This is a genomic window from Rhizobacter sp. (genome assembly GCF_032229685.1).
Lineage (GTDB): Bacteria > Pseudomonadota > Gammaproteobacteria > Burkholderiales > Burkholderiaceae_C > LMDS01.
This window is the reverse complement of record NZ_JAVTWP010000032.1, coordinates 192,960-207,514: the sequence shown is the minus strand read 5'-3', so window position 1 is coordinate 207,514 and position 14,555 is coordinate 192,960. Positions and strand designations below refer to the sequence as shown.

At 68.6% G+C, this 14,555-nt stretch carries 13 protein-coding genes and 1 pseudogene; 7 read left to right on the top strand and 7 right to left on the bottom strand.

The genetic code is table 11. The features are described 5' to 3' along the window. Positions 1-496: pseudogene (locus tag AC30PD_RS15460) on the bottom strand (hybrid sensor histidine kinase/response regulator); the annotation flags it as partial. A 95-nt stretch (positions 497-591) separates the two neighbouring features. On the opposite strand from AC30PD_RS15460, the gene AC30PD_RS15455 reads away from it, so the two are divergent. Genes AC30PD_RS15455 through AC30PD_RS15440 form a run of 4 tightly spaced genes read left to right on the top strand, consistent with a single transcriptional unit; the run spans position 592 to position 3,498 of the window. After that, the gene (locus AC30PD_RS15455; protein WP_489536539.1) at positions 592-894 is read left to right on the top strand and encodes an urease subunit gamma; all 303 of its coding nucleotides are present in this window, start codon (positions 592-594) and stop codon (positions 892-894) included. 15 nt (positions 895-909) lie between these two features. After that, complete coding sequence (locus AC30PD_RS15450) at positions 910-1,215, top strand: urease subunit beta (RefSeq protein ID WP_489536538.1); 306 nt, start codon at positions 910-912, stop codon at positions 1,213-1,215. Beyond that, positions 1,215-2,930, top strand: a complete 1,716-nt coding sequence (ureC, locus tag AC30PD_RS15445; RefSeq protein WP_489536537.1) for an urease subunit alpha — start codon at positions 1,215-1,217, stop codon at positions 2,928-2,930. The genes AC30PD_RS15450 and ureC overlap by 1 nt, the downstream gene beginning before the upstream one ends. Positions 2,931-2,958: 28 nt before the next feature. Next, positions 2,959-3,498 carry an MOSC domain-containing protein gene (locus tag AC30PD_RS15440; protein WP_489536536.1) on the top strand — a complete coding sequence of 180 codons (540 nt, stop codon included), beginning with the start codon at positions 2,959-2,961 and terminating at the stop codon, positions 3,496-3,498. A gap of 21 nt (positions 3,499-3,519) precedes the next feature. Here the strand turns inward: AC30PD_RS15440 and AC30PD_RS15435 are convergent, their stop codons facing one another. Both AC30PD_RS15435 and AC30PD_RS15430 read right to left on the bottom strand, forming a co-directional pair. Further along, positions 3,520-5,034, bottom strand: coding sequence for a heavy metal sensor histidine kinase (locus AC30PD_RS15435; protein ID WP_489536535.1), 1,515 nt, complete (start codon positions 5,032-5,034; stop codon positions 3,520-3,522). Between the two features lie 19 nt (positions 5,035-5,053). Continuing rightward, positions 5,054-5,728, bottom strand: coding sequence for a heavy metal response regulator transcription factor (locus AC30PD_RS15430; protein ID WP_489536534.1), 675 nt, complete (start codon positions 5,726-5,728; stop codon positions 5,054-5,056). A 172-nt stretch (positions 5,729-5,900) separates the two neighbouring features. Between AC30PD_RS15430 and AC30PD_RS15425 the strand changes: the two genes are divergently transcribed. Next, positions 5,901-6,428: a hypothetical protein gene (locus AC30PD_RS15425; RefSeq protein WP_489536533.1), complete on the top strand. Its 528-nt coding sequence runs from the start codon at positions 5,901-5,903 to the stop codon at positions 6,426-6,428. 69 nt (positions 6,429-6,497) lie between these two features. Here the strand turns inward: AC30PD_RS15425 and AC30PD_RS15420 are convergent, their stop codons facing one another. Further along, positions 6,498-8,060, bottom strand: a complete 1,563-nt coding sequence (locus AC30PD_RS15420) for a tetratricopeptide repeat protein (protein WP_489536532.1) — start codon at positions 8,058-8,060, stop codon at positions 6,498-6,500. A gap of 250 nt (positions 8,061-8,310) precedes the next feature. Next, positions 8,311-9,339 (bottom strand): porin, encoded by a 1,029-nt coding sequence (locus tag AC30PD_RS15415; protein WP_489536531.1) that lies wholly within the window; start codon positions 9,337-9,339, stop codon positions 8,311-8,313. A 294-nt stretch (positions 9,340-9,633) separates the two neighbouring features. Between AC30PD_RS15415 and AC30PD_RS15410 the strand changes: the two genes are divergently transcribed. Next, positions 9,634-10,629: an MBL fold metallo-hydrolase gene (locus AC30PD_RS15410; protein WP_489536530.1), complete on the top strand. Its 996-nt coding sequence runs from the start codon at positions 9,634-9,636 to the stop codon at positions 10,627-10,629. Between the two features lie 18 nt (positions 10,630-10,647). Here AC30PD_RS15410 and AC30PD_RS15405 read toward each other — a convergent pair whose 3' ends face one another. Beyond that, positions 10,648-11,739: an ABC transporter ATP-binding protein gene (locus tag AC30PD_RS15405; protein ID WP_489536529.1), complete on the bottom strand. Its 1,092-nt coding sequence runs from the start codon at positions 11,737-11,739 to the stop codon at positions 10,648-10,650. A 76-nt stretch (positions 11,740-11,815) separates the two neighbouring features. Here AC30PD_RS15405 and AC30PD_RS15400 point away from each other — a divergent pair, with 76 nt between their 5' ends. Further along, positions 11,816-13,480, top strand: coding sequence for an ABC transporter permease (locus tag AC30PD_RS15400; protein ID WP_489536528.1), 1,665 nt, complete (start codon positions 11,816-11,818; stop codon positions 13,478-13,480). A gap of 42 nt (positions 13,481-13,522) precedes the next feature. Here the strand turns inward: AC30PD_RS15400 and AC30PD_RS15395 are convergent, their stop codons facing one another. Beyond that, positions 13,523-14,536 (bottom strand): Fe(3+) ABC transporter substrate-binding protein, encoded by a 1,014-nt coding sequence (locus tag AC30PD_RS15395; protein ID WP_489536527.1) that lies wholly within the window; start codon positions 14,534-14,536, stop codon positions 13,523-13,525. Between the last annotated feature and the right edge of the window lie 19 nt (positions 14,537-14,555).

Sequence of the window (14,555 nt, the reverse complement as noted above, 5' to 3'; positions counted from 1 at the left end):
AGGCCATGATGGCCGCTTCGAGCGCGAAGAAGATGAAGGTGAAGCTGGCGTAGATCAGCGAGGTGATGGTCGAGCCGATGTAGCCGAAACCGGCACCGCGCGTGAGCAGGTCCATGTCGACGCCGTGGCGTGCCGCGTACACGCTGATGGGCCAGCCGGCCAGGAAGATGATCAGGCCGGTGGCCAGGATCGCCCAGAACGCGTTGATGAAGCCGTAGTCGACCAGCAGTGTGCCGCCGACCGCTTCGAGCACCAGGAACGACGAGGCACCAAACGCCGTGTTGGCGACGCGCAAGGCCGACCACTTGCGGAACGAGCGCGGCGTGAACCGCAGCGCGTAGTCTTCCATCGTCTCGCGCGCCACCCAGCTGTTGTAGTCCCGCCGGACCTTGATCACTTGCTGCACTGCCGTGGTGCCTGGCGCCGGCCGAACGCCCTGCCCCACGCGCGGCGCCGCATCGGCGGCGGCTGAAGTGACGGGGGCGAGCGCGCTCATGAACCGAGTTGGTGCAAGGCGCATGCCAAGGGGCCGGTTTCTGGAGTCGGAACGACGCGCTAGCATCGGGTACGCCTTCTGCTACCTCCAGCACCATGGAACTGACCCCGCGCGAAAAAGACAAGCTGCTGATCTTCACGGCGGCGCTTCTGGCCGAGCGCCGCAAGGCGCGCGGACTCAGGCTCAATTACCCCGAAGCGGTGGCACTGATCAGCGCCGCCATCATGGAAGGCGCGCGTGACGGCAAGAGCGTGGCCGCGCTGATGAGCGAAGGCAAGACCTGGCTCACACGCGCCGACGTGATGGACGGCGTGGCCGAGCTGATCCCCGAGATCCAGATGGAAGCGACCTTCCCCGATGGCACCAAGTTGGTGACCGTGCACCAACCCATTGCCTGATCTGGAGCGTTCAACATGATCCCTGGCGAACTTTTGACCGACGGCCCCGACATCGAGATCAACCCCGGCCGTCGCACCCAGACGCTGGTGATCGAAAACAGCGGCGACCGGCCGATCCAGGTCGGCTCGCACTACCACTTCGCAGAGACGAACGGCGCGTTGCGCTTCGACCGCGCTGCGGCCCGCGGCATGCGCCTGAACATCGCCTCGGGCACGGCGGTGCGTTTCGAGCCGGGGCAGCAACGCACCGTCGAGCTCGTCGACTTTGCCGGTGACCGCCGGATCTACGGCTTTCGCGGCCTCGTCCAGGGAGCGCTTTGATGGCGAAGATCAACCGCCGCGCCTATGCGGAAATGTTCGGCCCGACCACCGGCGACCGGGTTCGCCTGGCCGACACCGGCCTGATCGTCGAGGTTGAACTCGACCACACTCTGCACGCCGGCGGCTACGGTGAAGAGGTGAAGTTCGGCGGTGGCAAGACCATCCGCGACGGCATGGGTCAAAGCCAACGGCTCGCCGCAGACGTGGCCGACACCGTGATCACCAACGCGCTGATCATCGACCACTGGGGCATCGTGAAAGCCGACATCGGCATCAAGGGCGGCCTGATCAGCGCGATCGGCAAGGCCGGCAACCCCGATGTGCAGCCGGGCATCGACATCGTGATCGGCCCGGGCACCGAGATCATCGCCGGCGAGGGCAACATCATCACTGCCGGCGGAATCGACACGCACATTCACTTCATCTGCCCGCAGCAGATCGAAGAGGCGCTGATGAGCGGCGTGACCACGATGATGGGCGGCGGCACCGGCCCGGCCACCGGCACCTTCGCCACCACCTGCACGCCGGGGCCCTGGCACATCCACTCGATGCTCAAAGCGGCCGAGAGCTTCCCGATGAACCTGGGCTTTCAGGGCAAGGGCAACGCCAGCTTGCCGCGCCCGCTCGAAGAGCAGATCGAAGCCGGCGCCTATGGCCTGAAGCTGCACGAAGACTGGGGCACCACGCCGGCGGCGATCGACAACTGCCTCACGGTGGCCGACGCGCACGACGTGCAGGTCACGATCCACACCGACACGCTGAACGAATCGGGCTTCGTGGAAGACACCATCGCCGCGTTCAAGGGCCGTGCCATCGCGACCTTCCACACCGAAGGTGCCGGCGGCGGGCACGCGCCCGACATCATCAAGTGCGCGGGCTTGTCGAACGTGCTGCCGTCGAGCACCAACCCGACGATGCCCTACACGGTGAACACCATCGACGAGCACCTCGACATGCTGATGGTGTGCCACCACCTCGACGCCAGCATCGCCGAAGACCTGGCCTTTGCCGAGAGCCGCATCCGCCGCGAGACGATCGCTGCCGAAGACATCCTGCACGACATCGGCGTGTTCTCGATGATGAGCTCCGACAGCCAGGCGATGGGGCGCGTCGGCGAAGTCATCATCCGCACCTGGCAGACGGCGCACAAGATGAAAGCGCAGCGTGGCACGCTGCCCGAAGACAACGCCCGCCACGACAACTTCCGCGTCAAGCGCTACATCGCCAAGTACACGATCAACCCGGCGATCACGCAGGGCGTGTCGCACATCGTGGGTTCGGTCGAGGTCGGCAAGCTCGCCGACCTGGTGGTCTGGAAGCCGGCCTTCTTCGGTGTGAAGCCGAGCCTCATCATCAAGGGCGGCATGATCGCCGCCGCCGCGATGGGCGACCCGAACGCGAGCATTCCCACGCCGCAGCCGGTGCACTACCGGCCGATGTTCGGCAGCTTCGGCAGCGCGATGAACGACACCTGCATCACCTTCATGTCGAAGGCGTCGCTTGCGGCCGGCGTGCCGCAGCAACTCGGCCTGAAACGGCGCACCGAGGCCGTGAAGAACACTCGCACGATCAGCAAGGCCGACATGGTTCACAACAGCGGCACGCCGAACATCGAGGTCGATGCGCAGACCTACGAAGTGCGTGCCGACGGCGTGCTGCTGACCTGCGAGCCGGCCACCGAATTGCCGATGGCGCAGAAGTACTTCCTGTTTTGAGCCTGGCGCGCACCACGCCCGGGGTTCGATGAACGACCTGCGCGCGCTGACCCGCCAGTTCCCGAACAGTGGCCGCATCGAGGCCATCTTCCTGCGCCCGAAACGAGACGTGGCGGCGCTGCGAGTCGACTCGGTCATCGCCGAGGCCGACCGCGGCCTGCTCGGCGACCGCAGTGCCGTGCGCGCCGCCGGTCGGCCCGGCGGCGGCAAGCGGCAGGTCACGTTGATCCAGGCCGAACACCTGCCCCTGATCGGCGCATGGGCGGGCCAGACGGCCTTCGATGCGGCCACGTTGCGGCGCAACCTGGTCGTCTCGGGCATCAACCTGCTGGCGCTGCGCTCACCGTTTGCCGACCAGCCGCTGCGGGTCTGCATCGGCGCCGAGGTCGTGCTGGTGATGACCGGGCCTTGCGACCCGTGCTCGAAGATGGAAGGCGCACTCGGGCCGGGCGGCTACAACGTGATGCGCGGCCATGGTGGCCTCACGGCACGGGTGCTGTGCGGTGGCCGCCTCGCCGTGGGCGATGCGGTGCGCGTCGAAGCCGACACGCCTGCCAGCGCCGGCTGAACTGCGCTGCCTTGCGAAACTTCAACCCGCGTTCGCCACCGGCCCCGGAAACCACAGCCTGAACGCCGTCGGCCGCCCCGGCCCGCTGATGACGGTGGCCGTTCCGCCGTGAAGGTCCATGATCGACTTGACGATCGCCAGGCCCAGCCCCGAACCGGTGGCCGAGCCGGCGCGTGACGCGTCGACACGGAAGCTGCGCTCGAAGATGCGCTGCTGGTGTTCTTCGGCGATGGGCTCGCCTTCGTTCGACACCTCGAGCGTGCAACCGCCACCGTCGTGCAGGCGCGTCGACACGACCACGCTGCTGCCACGCGGCGCGTAGCGCAGCGCGTTCGACACCAGGTTGCCAACGGCGCGGATCAGCATCGTCTCGTCGGCCCAGACCTGCTGCCACACCGGCTCGGCGCCTTGCATGTCGAGCGCCAGCGTCACGCCGCGCTCTTCGGCCAGCATCTCGAAGTAACCGCGGCCCCGTTCGAGCACCGGGTGCAGGTCGACCCAAAGCCGCTTCGTCGCGGCTTGCGGGTCGTCGGCACGGGCCAGGAACAGCATGTTCTCGATCAGCCGCGAAATGCGTTCGTAGTCTTCGACCGCCGACTCCAGCACCGCGCGGTACTCGGCCGCGCTGCGCGGTTTGGCGAGCGCCACCTGGGCCTCGCCGAGCAGGTTGTTGATGGGCGTGCGCAGGTCGTGCGCCAGGTCGGACGAGAACTCGGTGAGGCGCCTGAACGCGCCCTCCACGCGGTCGAGCATGCGGTTGAAGGCTTCGGTCGATTCGACCAGCTCGGTCGGCGTGTGCGCGATCGAGAGCCGCTCGGTCATCGGCCGTGCACTGATGCGGTTGGCGGCGGCGGCGAGCTTCTTCGGCCCGGCCAGGATGCGCCGCGCCATCACAAAGCCGAGCAAACCGGCGATCAGCGTGCCGATCAGCAGCGTCGTGATGAAGATCTTCAACTCGTGCTTCACGAACTCGCGCGTCTGCGTCAGCTCGTAGGCGAACACCACCAGCACGTTGCGTGCGTCCTGCCCGGCCAGCGACGCCATCGGCACCGGGATGCGCGCGAGCAGCACCCGGAAGCTGCGCCCGTCGGGGGCTTTCCAGACCGAGGTGAGCGGCCCGAGCGCCTGGCCGAGCGCACGCACGTCGGCCTGCTCGATGCCGGCCGGCAGTTCGTCGACCGACAAGGCCTTGGCCGGCAGGGCCGCGAGCGGAATCTCGAAGCGCTCCGACGCTGCGATGACCTGGCGCTGCTCGGTCAGCAAGGCCATGTGCAGGTCGCCACGCTGCAGGTCAATGCGCTTGACCAGCCGTTCGGGCGCTCGCGCCATGTCGAAGCCGGCATCGGCGAGGTCTTCACGCACCAGGGCCAGGTTGCCGAACATCACGAGCTCACCCACCTCGCGCAGTTCGCGCGCGGCCAGCCGCGTGATCATCAGGCCGCTGCCGGCCACGAGCAGGATCGACGTGAGTGCGATCGCCAGGCCGATCTGCGCCGTCAGCGAACGCTTGAGCGCCTGGAGGCATTGCAGCTTCATCGGCGCCCGCAGCCCCGCCTCATTCGGCGCGCGAATCGAACACGTAGCCGACGCCGCGGATGGTGTGGATCAGCTTGGCCGAAAACGGGTCGTCGATCTTGGCGCGCAGGCGGCGCACCGCCACGTCGACGACGTTGGTGTCGCTGTCGAAGTTCATGTCCCACACGTGCTCGGCGATCAGCGTTCGCGACACCACTTCGCCGATGTGGCGCACGAAGTAGTCGAGGAGCGCGTACTCCTTGGCCGTGAGATCGATGCGCTCGCCGCCGCGGCTGACACGCCGGCGCACCAGGTCGACGTCGAGATCGGCCAGGCGCACGCGTTGCTCGGTCTGCGTGCTGCCGCGGCGCAGCAGCGTGCGGATGCGCGCCAGCAGTTCAGAGAACGCGAAGGGCTTGACGAGGTAGTCGTCGGCGCCGAGTTCCAGGCCCTTCACGCGGTCGGCCACTTCGTCGCGCGCGCTCAGGAACAGCACCGGCGTCTGGCGCTCGCGACGCAGGCCTTGCAGCACCGTCCAGCCGTCGGCGCCAGGCAGCATGACGTCGAGCAGGATCAGATCGTAGTGGCCCGAGGTGGCCAGGTGCAGGCCTTCGATGCCGTTGCTCGCTACGTCGACCACGTAGGCGTGTTCGGTCAGGCCCTTGGACACGTAGGCCGCGGTCTTGGGTTCGTCTTCGACGATCAGGATGCGCATGCGCGATCGGGCTCGGTGGGGCAGGTGAACGTCGCGCTCATGGTCGTGCATTTTCGCCGATCGAGACCCGCGGCGCAGCACGCGCACACATGACAACTTTGCAATGTGGCGGTCATCGCTGTGTGCGGGCCGGCTTCGTATCGTCGAACACACCCACACTCAAGGAAAAATCATGACCCGTCATCTCCAGATCACACAATGGGCCGCGCTCGGCGCGATCGCCCTTGCCGCATCCGGCGCCTTCGCGGCCGACGCACCGGCACTCACCCGCGCAGAAGTGAACGCCCAGACCCTTGCGGCCCGTGCCGACGGCACGCTCGTTCCCGCCGGTGAAGGTGTCGACACCCGCGGCCCGGCCCTCGTCAACCGCTCGACACTCACCCGTGCCGACGTGGCGGCCGGCGTGCTCGCCGCGCGCGCTTCGGGCCGCCTGCTTGCCGCCGGCGAAGCGGCCGAGCCGGCCACGGCGTTCGGCCTGGCGACCGCTCCGGTGCTCGCGCGCGCTTCGGTCAAGGCCGACGTGATCGCAGCGCGCGCCGCAGGCGACCTGGTGCCTGCCGGCGAAGGCCTGATCCCCGAGGTGCAACAACGTTCGCGCGCCGCTGCGGCGTGGATGGCTCGTGCCCATCAGCCCCGTCCCGCTGCGCTCGACACGGCACGCGCCGTACAGGCGAACAGCGCTTCCACGTCGGCGCAGTAACCACGGCACTGCGCAAGACCTGCGCACGAGGCGCAAGCGGGCCTGGCGACAGGCCCGCCTCTTTTTGCCTCAAGCCGCCAGCGCCAGCTGCAGCGGCTCTTTCGCCCTGAACGCCCACTTCGAGCCGAGGCGCAATGCCTCCAGCGTCATCGAGGTGGCATTGGCGAAGAACATCGATTCGTCCAGACCGTGGCGCTCGAAAGCGCGGCGCTGGCGCAGCGAGCGGCGGCGCAGGTCACCTTCGAACGCCAGCGCATCGCGGCTGGCCTGGCCGAAGAACGAGGCCGCGCGGCGCGCCGCTTCCATCGCCGCGCCCGACATCGCCGGAATGGCCCGCGCCGCCGACAGCCGGATCTGCGTGATGAACGGGTTCTTGCCGACCACGAGACCCCAGGGCCGCAGTCCCTCGGCCGGGTCGACGCACAGCGCTTCGAGCTTGGTCAGGCCGAACTGGCGAGCCAGCTGCAGGCGCACCGCGAGCCACGGATCGTCACGGCCCACGAGCTCGATCGCGGAAGCAGCTTCGGCGTCGCTGCCGTCGAGCGGCAAGACCAGCGACTTCAGCAGGCGCCGCGCGTGCGCGTCGTTCGCGTCGGCGGCCTTGTGCAGCCACTCGATCGCCTGCTCGGAGTCGTCGAGCGAATCGGCGGCACGCAGCATCAGCGCGCCGAGTTTTCGCTGCGCTTCGGTCTGCCCGCCGAGCGCGGCCTTCTCGAGGCAGAAGCGCGCCATCTGCGGGTTGGCGACCGACAGGTTGTGGTCGCCGTGCATGCGGTAGAGGTGCAGCCAGGCTTCGTCGACACCGGCATCGGCTGCGCGCAGCAACAAGGCCACGCCCTTGCGCATGTTGAGGCCGGCGGCCAGGTCGGCGGGCGCGAGTGCGCCGCACGGCAGGCCGCACAGCGCGCGGCCCAATGCGTAGGCGGCCTCGCGGTCGCCCCGGTTCACGCGCAGGTCGAGTGCCGCTTCGATGGCCGAGGGGTCGATGCCCGGCAAAGGCTCGCCGCGCTCTTCGGCCAGGCGCACTGCGGCGGCGATGAGCTCTGCGAGCTCGCCGGTCAACGCCGGGGTCAGCGCCAGCGCCGTGCGCAGGCTGTTGCCGAGTGCCCGCAGTTCGCCACCCGCCAGCGCCTGGCGAGCGGCGAGCAGCGCCACGGCCGGGCCATCCAGCCGACCTGCCGCAGCCAGCGCACGCAGCAGTGCAGGCAACAGAACAGGCAGCGTATTTTCAGCGTTGGCGTCACGCAGAACCTGCATGGCGGCGATGGCCGGCTCGAAGCCTGCGGTGGCTGCAGCGTCGAGCCAGCGCTGGCCTTCTTCGGTGCGACCCTCCCGCAGGCACAGCCAGGCGCCGAGCTTGGCCTGCGCAACGGCACTGCCTGCCGCGGCGGCCTGCGTCAACGCGCTTTCCTGCTGCAGCTGCACGATCTCTTCGAGTGCCAGGCTCTCGGCGATGATGCGCGCCGCCTGCGGCGTGCCCTTCAGGTTGGGGTGCGTGAGGTAGTCGATGCCGGTGGCGGTGTGCTGCTGAAAGCCGTCGCTGCCCAGCAGGTAGCGGCGGCCTACTTCGCAGCGGGCGGCGGCGTCGCCCTGGCGGGCGAGTGCGAGAAGTTGAATGTCTTGTCGGCGCATGCGTTGCTCCAGTCTGCTGTGGTGTGCACGACACGGGCGAGGCCTGAATGGAGCCATCGGCATCGTGCGGGGTCACGGTTTCGATGCCATGACGATAGAAACGCGCGCCTGACTCGAAGATGGCAGCCGGATGACGGTTCGGTAATGTGGGCCGAGGCGCCCAAGAGAAAGGGCCGCACCCTTTCGAGTGCGGCCCCTGGTGCCGACCACCCGGCGCGTGCTGCGCGCCGGGCGTTGTGCGAGTCGTCGATCAGAAGCTGTGGCGCAGGCCCACTTCGACGCCGGTCGACTTTTCGCCGGCCAACAGCACCGGGGTCGACGCCACGGCGTAGGTCGTGTTGCCCTTGTTGTCGACGCGCGAGACCGTGGTGTACAGGGCGGTGCGCTTCGACAGGTTGTAGATGTAGCCCAGCGCGATCTGGTTGGCGTCGTTGCCGTTGACGTTCACGCCGCCGGCGGTGTTGCCCGACGCGTTGAGGTGCATGTACGACGCGCGCAGCGAACCCTGGCCCAGCGGCACATTGACACCGACGTTGTAGACCGCCTGCTTCAGGTCACCGAACTTCGACTGGGTGTAGAAGCCCGAGGCCTTGATCACGCCGAAGTCGTAGGAGCCACCGATGTCGGCGGTCTTGAACTTGTCTTCACCGGCGAGCGGTGCCACCGTGGTTTCGCCATAGGCGACCGACACGTCGAACGGGCCGGCGGCAAAACCACCGCGGCCGCCGACGTACTTCTTGCCGGCCGTGCCTTCGCCCGCAGCGACCGACACGCGGCCGTAGAAGCCGCCCAGGTTGCTCGGGGTGAAGTAGCTGATCTGGTTGTCGGCGCGGGTGCCGGTGTCGCGCGCGGTGCCGAGCGAGGTGTCGAACTTGCCCGAAGCGCCGACGCCGTTGTCGCCGAACACGTCGTAGTCGGAATAGCCGGTGTAGGTGGGCGTGAAGTCGCGGCCCAGGCGCACTTCACCGAAGCCGCCCATCAGGCTCACGGTGGCGCGTCGGTTCCACAGGCGGCTGCCGTCGGACTGCGTGCCGGTGTCGGGGTTCAGGCCGGTTTCGAGCCAGAAGCCGGCCTTCAGGCCGCTGCCCAGGTCTTCGACGCCACGGAAGCCGAGGCGGCTGGTGTTGGCACCGTTGGCACCCAGCGACTTCATCTTGTCGTCGCCGTTCTTCACGTACTTGGCGTTGACGTCGAGCACGCCGAACAAGGTGACCGACGACTGCGCCGAGGCGAGGCTGGAGATGGCGGCGAGCACCGCCAGGGTTGCGATCTTCTTCATGTGTGCTTCCTTCGATGTGTTGGTTTGGACAGGTCCCTGTCCCATGCCCCGAGAGCGAGGACAGACGTCAGCTTAGGAAGCGCGGGGCGAGCAGGCACGTGCGGTGTGCAGAGCGGGCGACCTGTGCCAACGAGACCCCCCCGAAACGGGAACAGCGTGTTTGTTGTTTGCCACAAGGGAGCGCATGTCCCTGGTGGCGTGTCGGTCTGTTGGCGAACGACCCGAAGGAAACACGCGGCCAACGAGGCGCGTAAGGTCCGCGTCGTGAACACGACCCAGGGCAAGACTGCTCCGATGTGCAAAGCCCACTTGAAAGACTCTCCGATGCACGCTGCACCGCCCGTTCGTTCACTGCACCGCCGGCTGCTGGCCTGCGTCGGTTTTTGTGTTGCTCTCGGCGTGCAGGCCCAGGCGCCATCACCTGCTGCGGCGCCCGCGCTCGAGCTGGTGGTGCTCGGCTCCGGCGGCCCGGGTGCGACCGGCCGCGCCGGCTCGGCCCACCTGGTGCTGGTCGACGGCGTACCGCGCATCCTGGTCGACGCCGGCCCGGGTTCGTTCACGCGCCTGGGTGAAGCCAGGCTGTCGCTCGCGAAGGTCGACGTGGTCTTGCTGACGCACCTGCACGTCGACCATGCGGGCGAGCTGCCGGGTTTGTTCAAGGCGCGCGCCGTGGCCGGCGCAGGGCCGATCAGCTTCAACGTGTTCGGCCCCGAGGGGCATGCCGGCAGCGGCGGCGATGCGAGTTTTCCGTCGACCAGCAAGCTCGTCGATCTGCTGTTCGGTCGGCAGGGTGCGTTCGGCTACCTGCGCGACTTCTCGGCGCCGATGACGATCAGGGCGACCGACATCGGCGCCGTGCCGGCCACGGAACCACAGCCGAAGACGATCTACGACGAAGGCGGCGTGCTCATCAGCGCGATCGCCGGCCACCACCGCGATGCGCCGGCGGTGATCTACCGCATCGACCACGCCGGCAAGAGCATCACCTTCAGCGGCGACATCGACGCCGACGGCCTGCCGGGGCTGCGGCGCATCGCCCGCGACACCGACCTGCTGGTGTTCAACAGCGTCGTGCTCGACCCGCCCGGCTCCCCGCCGGTGCTCTACACGCTGCACACGCCGCCAAAAACGATCGGCGAGATCGCGGAAGGCAGCCACGCCCGCCGGCTCGTGCTCGCTCACCTGTCGCCCACCGTCGAGAACGCGAGCGCTGCCGTCGAGGCCTCGATCGCGCAGCGCTACAAGGGGCCGACGAGCTTCGCCAGCGACGGGCTTCGTGTGGTGCCCTGAACGCCCTCGGGCCGCGCCTCAGGCCGGGCGCGTGAACGCGATCACGTGGTCCATGTCGAGCCGGATGCCGATCTGCTCCCCGAGCGCGTGGTTGTGGTGCGAAGGCACCAGCGCCAGCACCCGCGCGCCGCTGCCGAGCTGAAGCGTGTACAGGATCTCGGCGCCCCGAAAGGCCTTGTGCTGCACGCTGGCGCGCAATGGGCTGGCGTCATCGTGCAACACGTCGTCGGGTCGCATCAGCACCTGGATGCGCTCGCCGACCGCACAAGCGCGGTGGCTGTCGGCAAAACGGATCGGCTCTTGCGTGGCCACCTCGCCGATCTCGAACTGCAGGCGCTGCGGGCCGACCACGGTGGCTTCGACGAACACACCCTGGCCGATGAAGTCGGCCACGAAGCGGCTGTTCGGGCGGTGGTAGAGCTCGTAGGCGCCGGCCACCTGCTGGATGCGCCCTGCGTTCATCACCGCGACTTCGTCGGCCATGGCGAAGGCTTCGTTCTGGTCGTGCGTGACGAAGACCGCGGTCGTGCCGCTGGCCTTCAGGATGCTGCGCACTTCGGTGGCGAGTTGCTCGCGCAGGTCGACATCGAGGTTGGAAAACGGCTCGTCGAGCAAGAGCAGGCGCGGCTGCGGCGCGAGCGCCCGCGCCAGCGCCACGCGCTGCTGCTGGCCGCCCGAAAGTTCATGCGGGTAACGCTCGGCCGCCGCGGCCAGGCCCACCGTCTCGAGCAACTGCATTGCACGCTCGCGCGCCAGGCGCCGGTCGGGCACACCGAAGCCCACGTTGCGCAGCACGTTCAGGTGCGGGAACAGCGCGTAGTCCTGGAACACCATGCCGATGCGGCGCTGTTCTGGCGGCAGGTGCATCGAGGCACTGCCCATCACCGCGCCATCGATGCGCACCTCGCCTTCGCTGACACGCTCGAAGCCGCCGATGCAACGCAGCACCGTCGTCTTGCCGCAGCCCGACGGGCCGAGCAGGCAGCACACCGTGCCGCGGGCGATCGTCAGGTTCAGGGCGCCGAAGGTGGCGCGCTCGCCGTAGCGGTGGCCGAGGTGGTTCAGCTCGAGAACAGGGGCGTCGGGGAACGGCGTCGGCACGGGGGTCACGGTGGGTTCTCGGGGGCGGCGCCGGGGCGGCGTGTGATCAGGCGCGCACCTTACACTGACTGCGCGCCGCGCCGACATGACACCTTCCCTGCCCTCGCCCCCACCGAGCACGTCGCGCCCGAGCCGCTGGCTGACGGGCCTCACGCTGCTGATCGCTGCGCTCGTGGCAGTGCCCATCTTCTCGGTCGGCAGCAACCTGTTCAGCGCCGGCACCGGCGAGACCTGGGCCCACCTCGCGGCCACGCTGCTGCCGGAATACATCGTCACCAGCCTGCAGTTGTGCCTGGGTGTGGGCCTGGGCGTGGCGCTGCTCGGCGTGGGCGCGGCGTGGCTCGTCACGCACCTGGACTTCGCCGGCCGCCGCAGCTTCGAGTGGGCGCTGGTGTTGCCGCTGGCGATGCCGGCCTACGTGATGGCCTACACCTGGACCGACCTGCTGCAGTTCGCGGGCCCGGTGCAAAGCCTGCTGCGCGAGGCCACGGGCTGGGGCCGCGCCGACTACCGCTTCCCCGACGTGCGCAGCACCGGCGGCGCGGTGTTGATGTTCGTCAGCGTGCTCTACCCCTACGTCTACATGCTGGCGCGCACCGCGTTCCTGGAACGGGGCGGCGGCGTGATGGAAGCCGGCCGCTCGCTCGGCCTCACGCCGTGGCGCAGCTTCCTGCGTGTTTCATTGCCGATGGCACGGCCGGCCATCGCCGCCGGCGTGGCACTCGCGCTGATGGAAACGCTGGCCGACTACGGCACGGTCTCTTACTTCGGCGTGCAGACCTTCACCACCGGCATCTACCGCGCCTGGTTCTCGCTCGGTGACCGCGCCGCGGCGGCCCAGTTGTCAATGGGCCTGCTCGGTTTCGTGCTGCTGGTGCTGGCGCTGGAGCAGGCCTCGCGTGGCCGGGCCCGATTCCACGGTGCCGGCCTGCGGCGTCAGCCACCGCGTGGCCCGCGCCTGAGCGGCTGGCGCGCGGGCCTCGCCGTGTCCGCCTGCTGCTTGCCACTGCTCGTGGGCTTCGTGCTGCCGTGCGCCGCGCTGCTGAACATGGCCATCACCGACGGCGACGCGCACTTCGGCGCACGCTTCATCGCCTTGGCGCGCAACAGCGTCGTGGTGTCGTCGCTGACCGCCGTGCTCGCGGTCGGCCTGGCCGTGCTCGTGGCCTATGCGCGCCGGCTCGACCGCGGCCCGGCCTCGCGGCTGGCGCACTGGACGGCCGGCATGGGCTACGCGCTGCCGGGCTCGGTGATCGCCGTGGGCGTGTTGATCCCGGTGGCGCGCTTCGACAACGCGCTCGTGCAGTGGCTGCACACGCACTTCGGCTGGCAAGGCGGGCTGGTGCTCACCGGCAGCATCGCCGCGCTCGTGTTCGCGTGCCTGGTGCGTTTTCTGGCGTCGGCGCTGCAGAGCGTGGACGCCGCATTGCACCGTGTCACGCCGCACATGGACGACGCTGCGCGCAGCCTGGGCCTGTCGCCGGCGCGCACGTTGCGGCGCGTGCACGTGCCGCTGCTGCGGCGCGGTTTGCTCACCGCCGGGTTGCTCGTGTTCATCGACGTGATGAAGGAGTTGCCGGCCACGCTGGTGATGCGCCCGTTCAACTTCGACACGCTGGCCACGCAGGCTTACCAGCTCGCTTCAGACGAGCGCCTGGCCGAAGCCTCGACCGCGTCGCTCGCGATCGTGGCGGTGGGCTTGCTGCCGATGATCGTGCTGTGCCGGCAGATTGCACGAGACCGGCCCTGAGCCGGTCTCTTCAGATGCGCCGGCCTTGAGCCGGTCTTTGGTTCAACGCCAGCCAGCGCGATCGAAGATCTTCTGCGCGGCCGCGGTGTTCGGCGCCCACTTTTCCACCGGCAGTTCGTCGGCCTTGAAGGGCCCGAGCTTTTCGAGCGCCGGGTTCTTCACCGCGGCGCTTTTCACCACCGGCCACTCGTTGTTGCCGTCGGCGAAGTAGACCTGCGCCGCATCGCTCGCCAGGTACTCGAGGAACTTCACCGCGTTGGCCTTGTTCGGGGCGGTCTTGACCACGCCGGCGCCCGACACGTTGACGTGCGTGCCCCAGCTCTTCTGGTTCGGCCAGACGACGGTGAGCGCCGCCATGTCCTTCACGTCTTCGGGCTTGGTCGAACGCATCATGCGCGCCACGTAGTAGCTGTTGGCGATCGCCACGCCGCACTCGCCGGCGGCCACGGCACGCAGCTGGTCGGTGTCGCCGCCCTTGGGCGCACGCGCGAAGTTGGCGACCAGGCCCTTGGCCCAGGCTTCGGTCTTCGCTTCGCCGTCGTGCGTGAGCAGCGCCGCGCCGAGCGACAGGTTGTAGGGGTGCGAACCCGAGCGCACGCAGATCTGGTTCTTCAGGCGCGGGTTGGCCAGATCTTCGTAGCTCTGCACCCACTCGGAGTTCACGGCCTTGGTGTTGTAGACGATCACACGCGCGCGGGTCGAGAACGCCAACCAGGTCGGCGTGCGCAGGTTCGCGGGCACCCGCGCTTCGAGCGCCTTCGACTGCGCGGGCTGAAACACGCCGGCCTTGTCGGCCAGCTCGAGGCGCGACGCATCGACGGTGATGAACACATCGGCCGGGCTGCTGGCGCCTTCGTTCTTGATGCGCTCCAGCAGTTCGTCTTCCTTGCCTTCGATGCGGTTCACCTTGATGCCGGTTTCCTTCGTGAAGTTCGCGTACAGCGCTTCATCGGTCTGGTAGTGGCGGGCGGTGTAGAGATTCACGACCTGCGCCTGGGCCGCGGCGGCGCCGAGCAGCGCAGCGGCCGCGGTCAGGGTGAGTGCGATCTTCTTCATGGGGGCTTGTCTCCGAAAA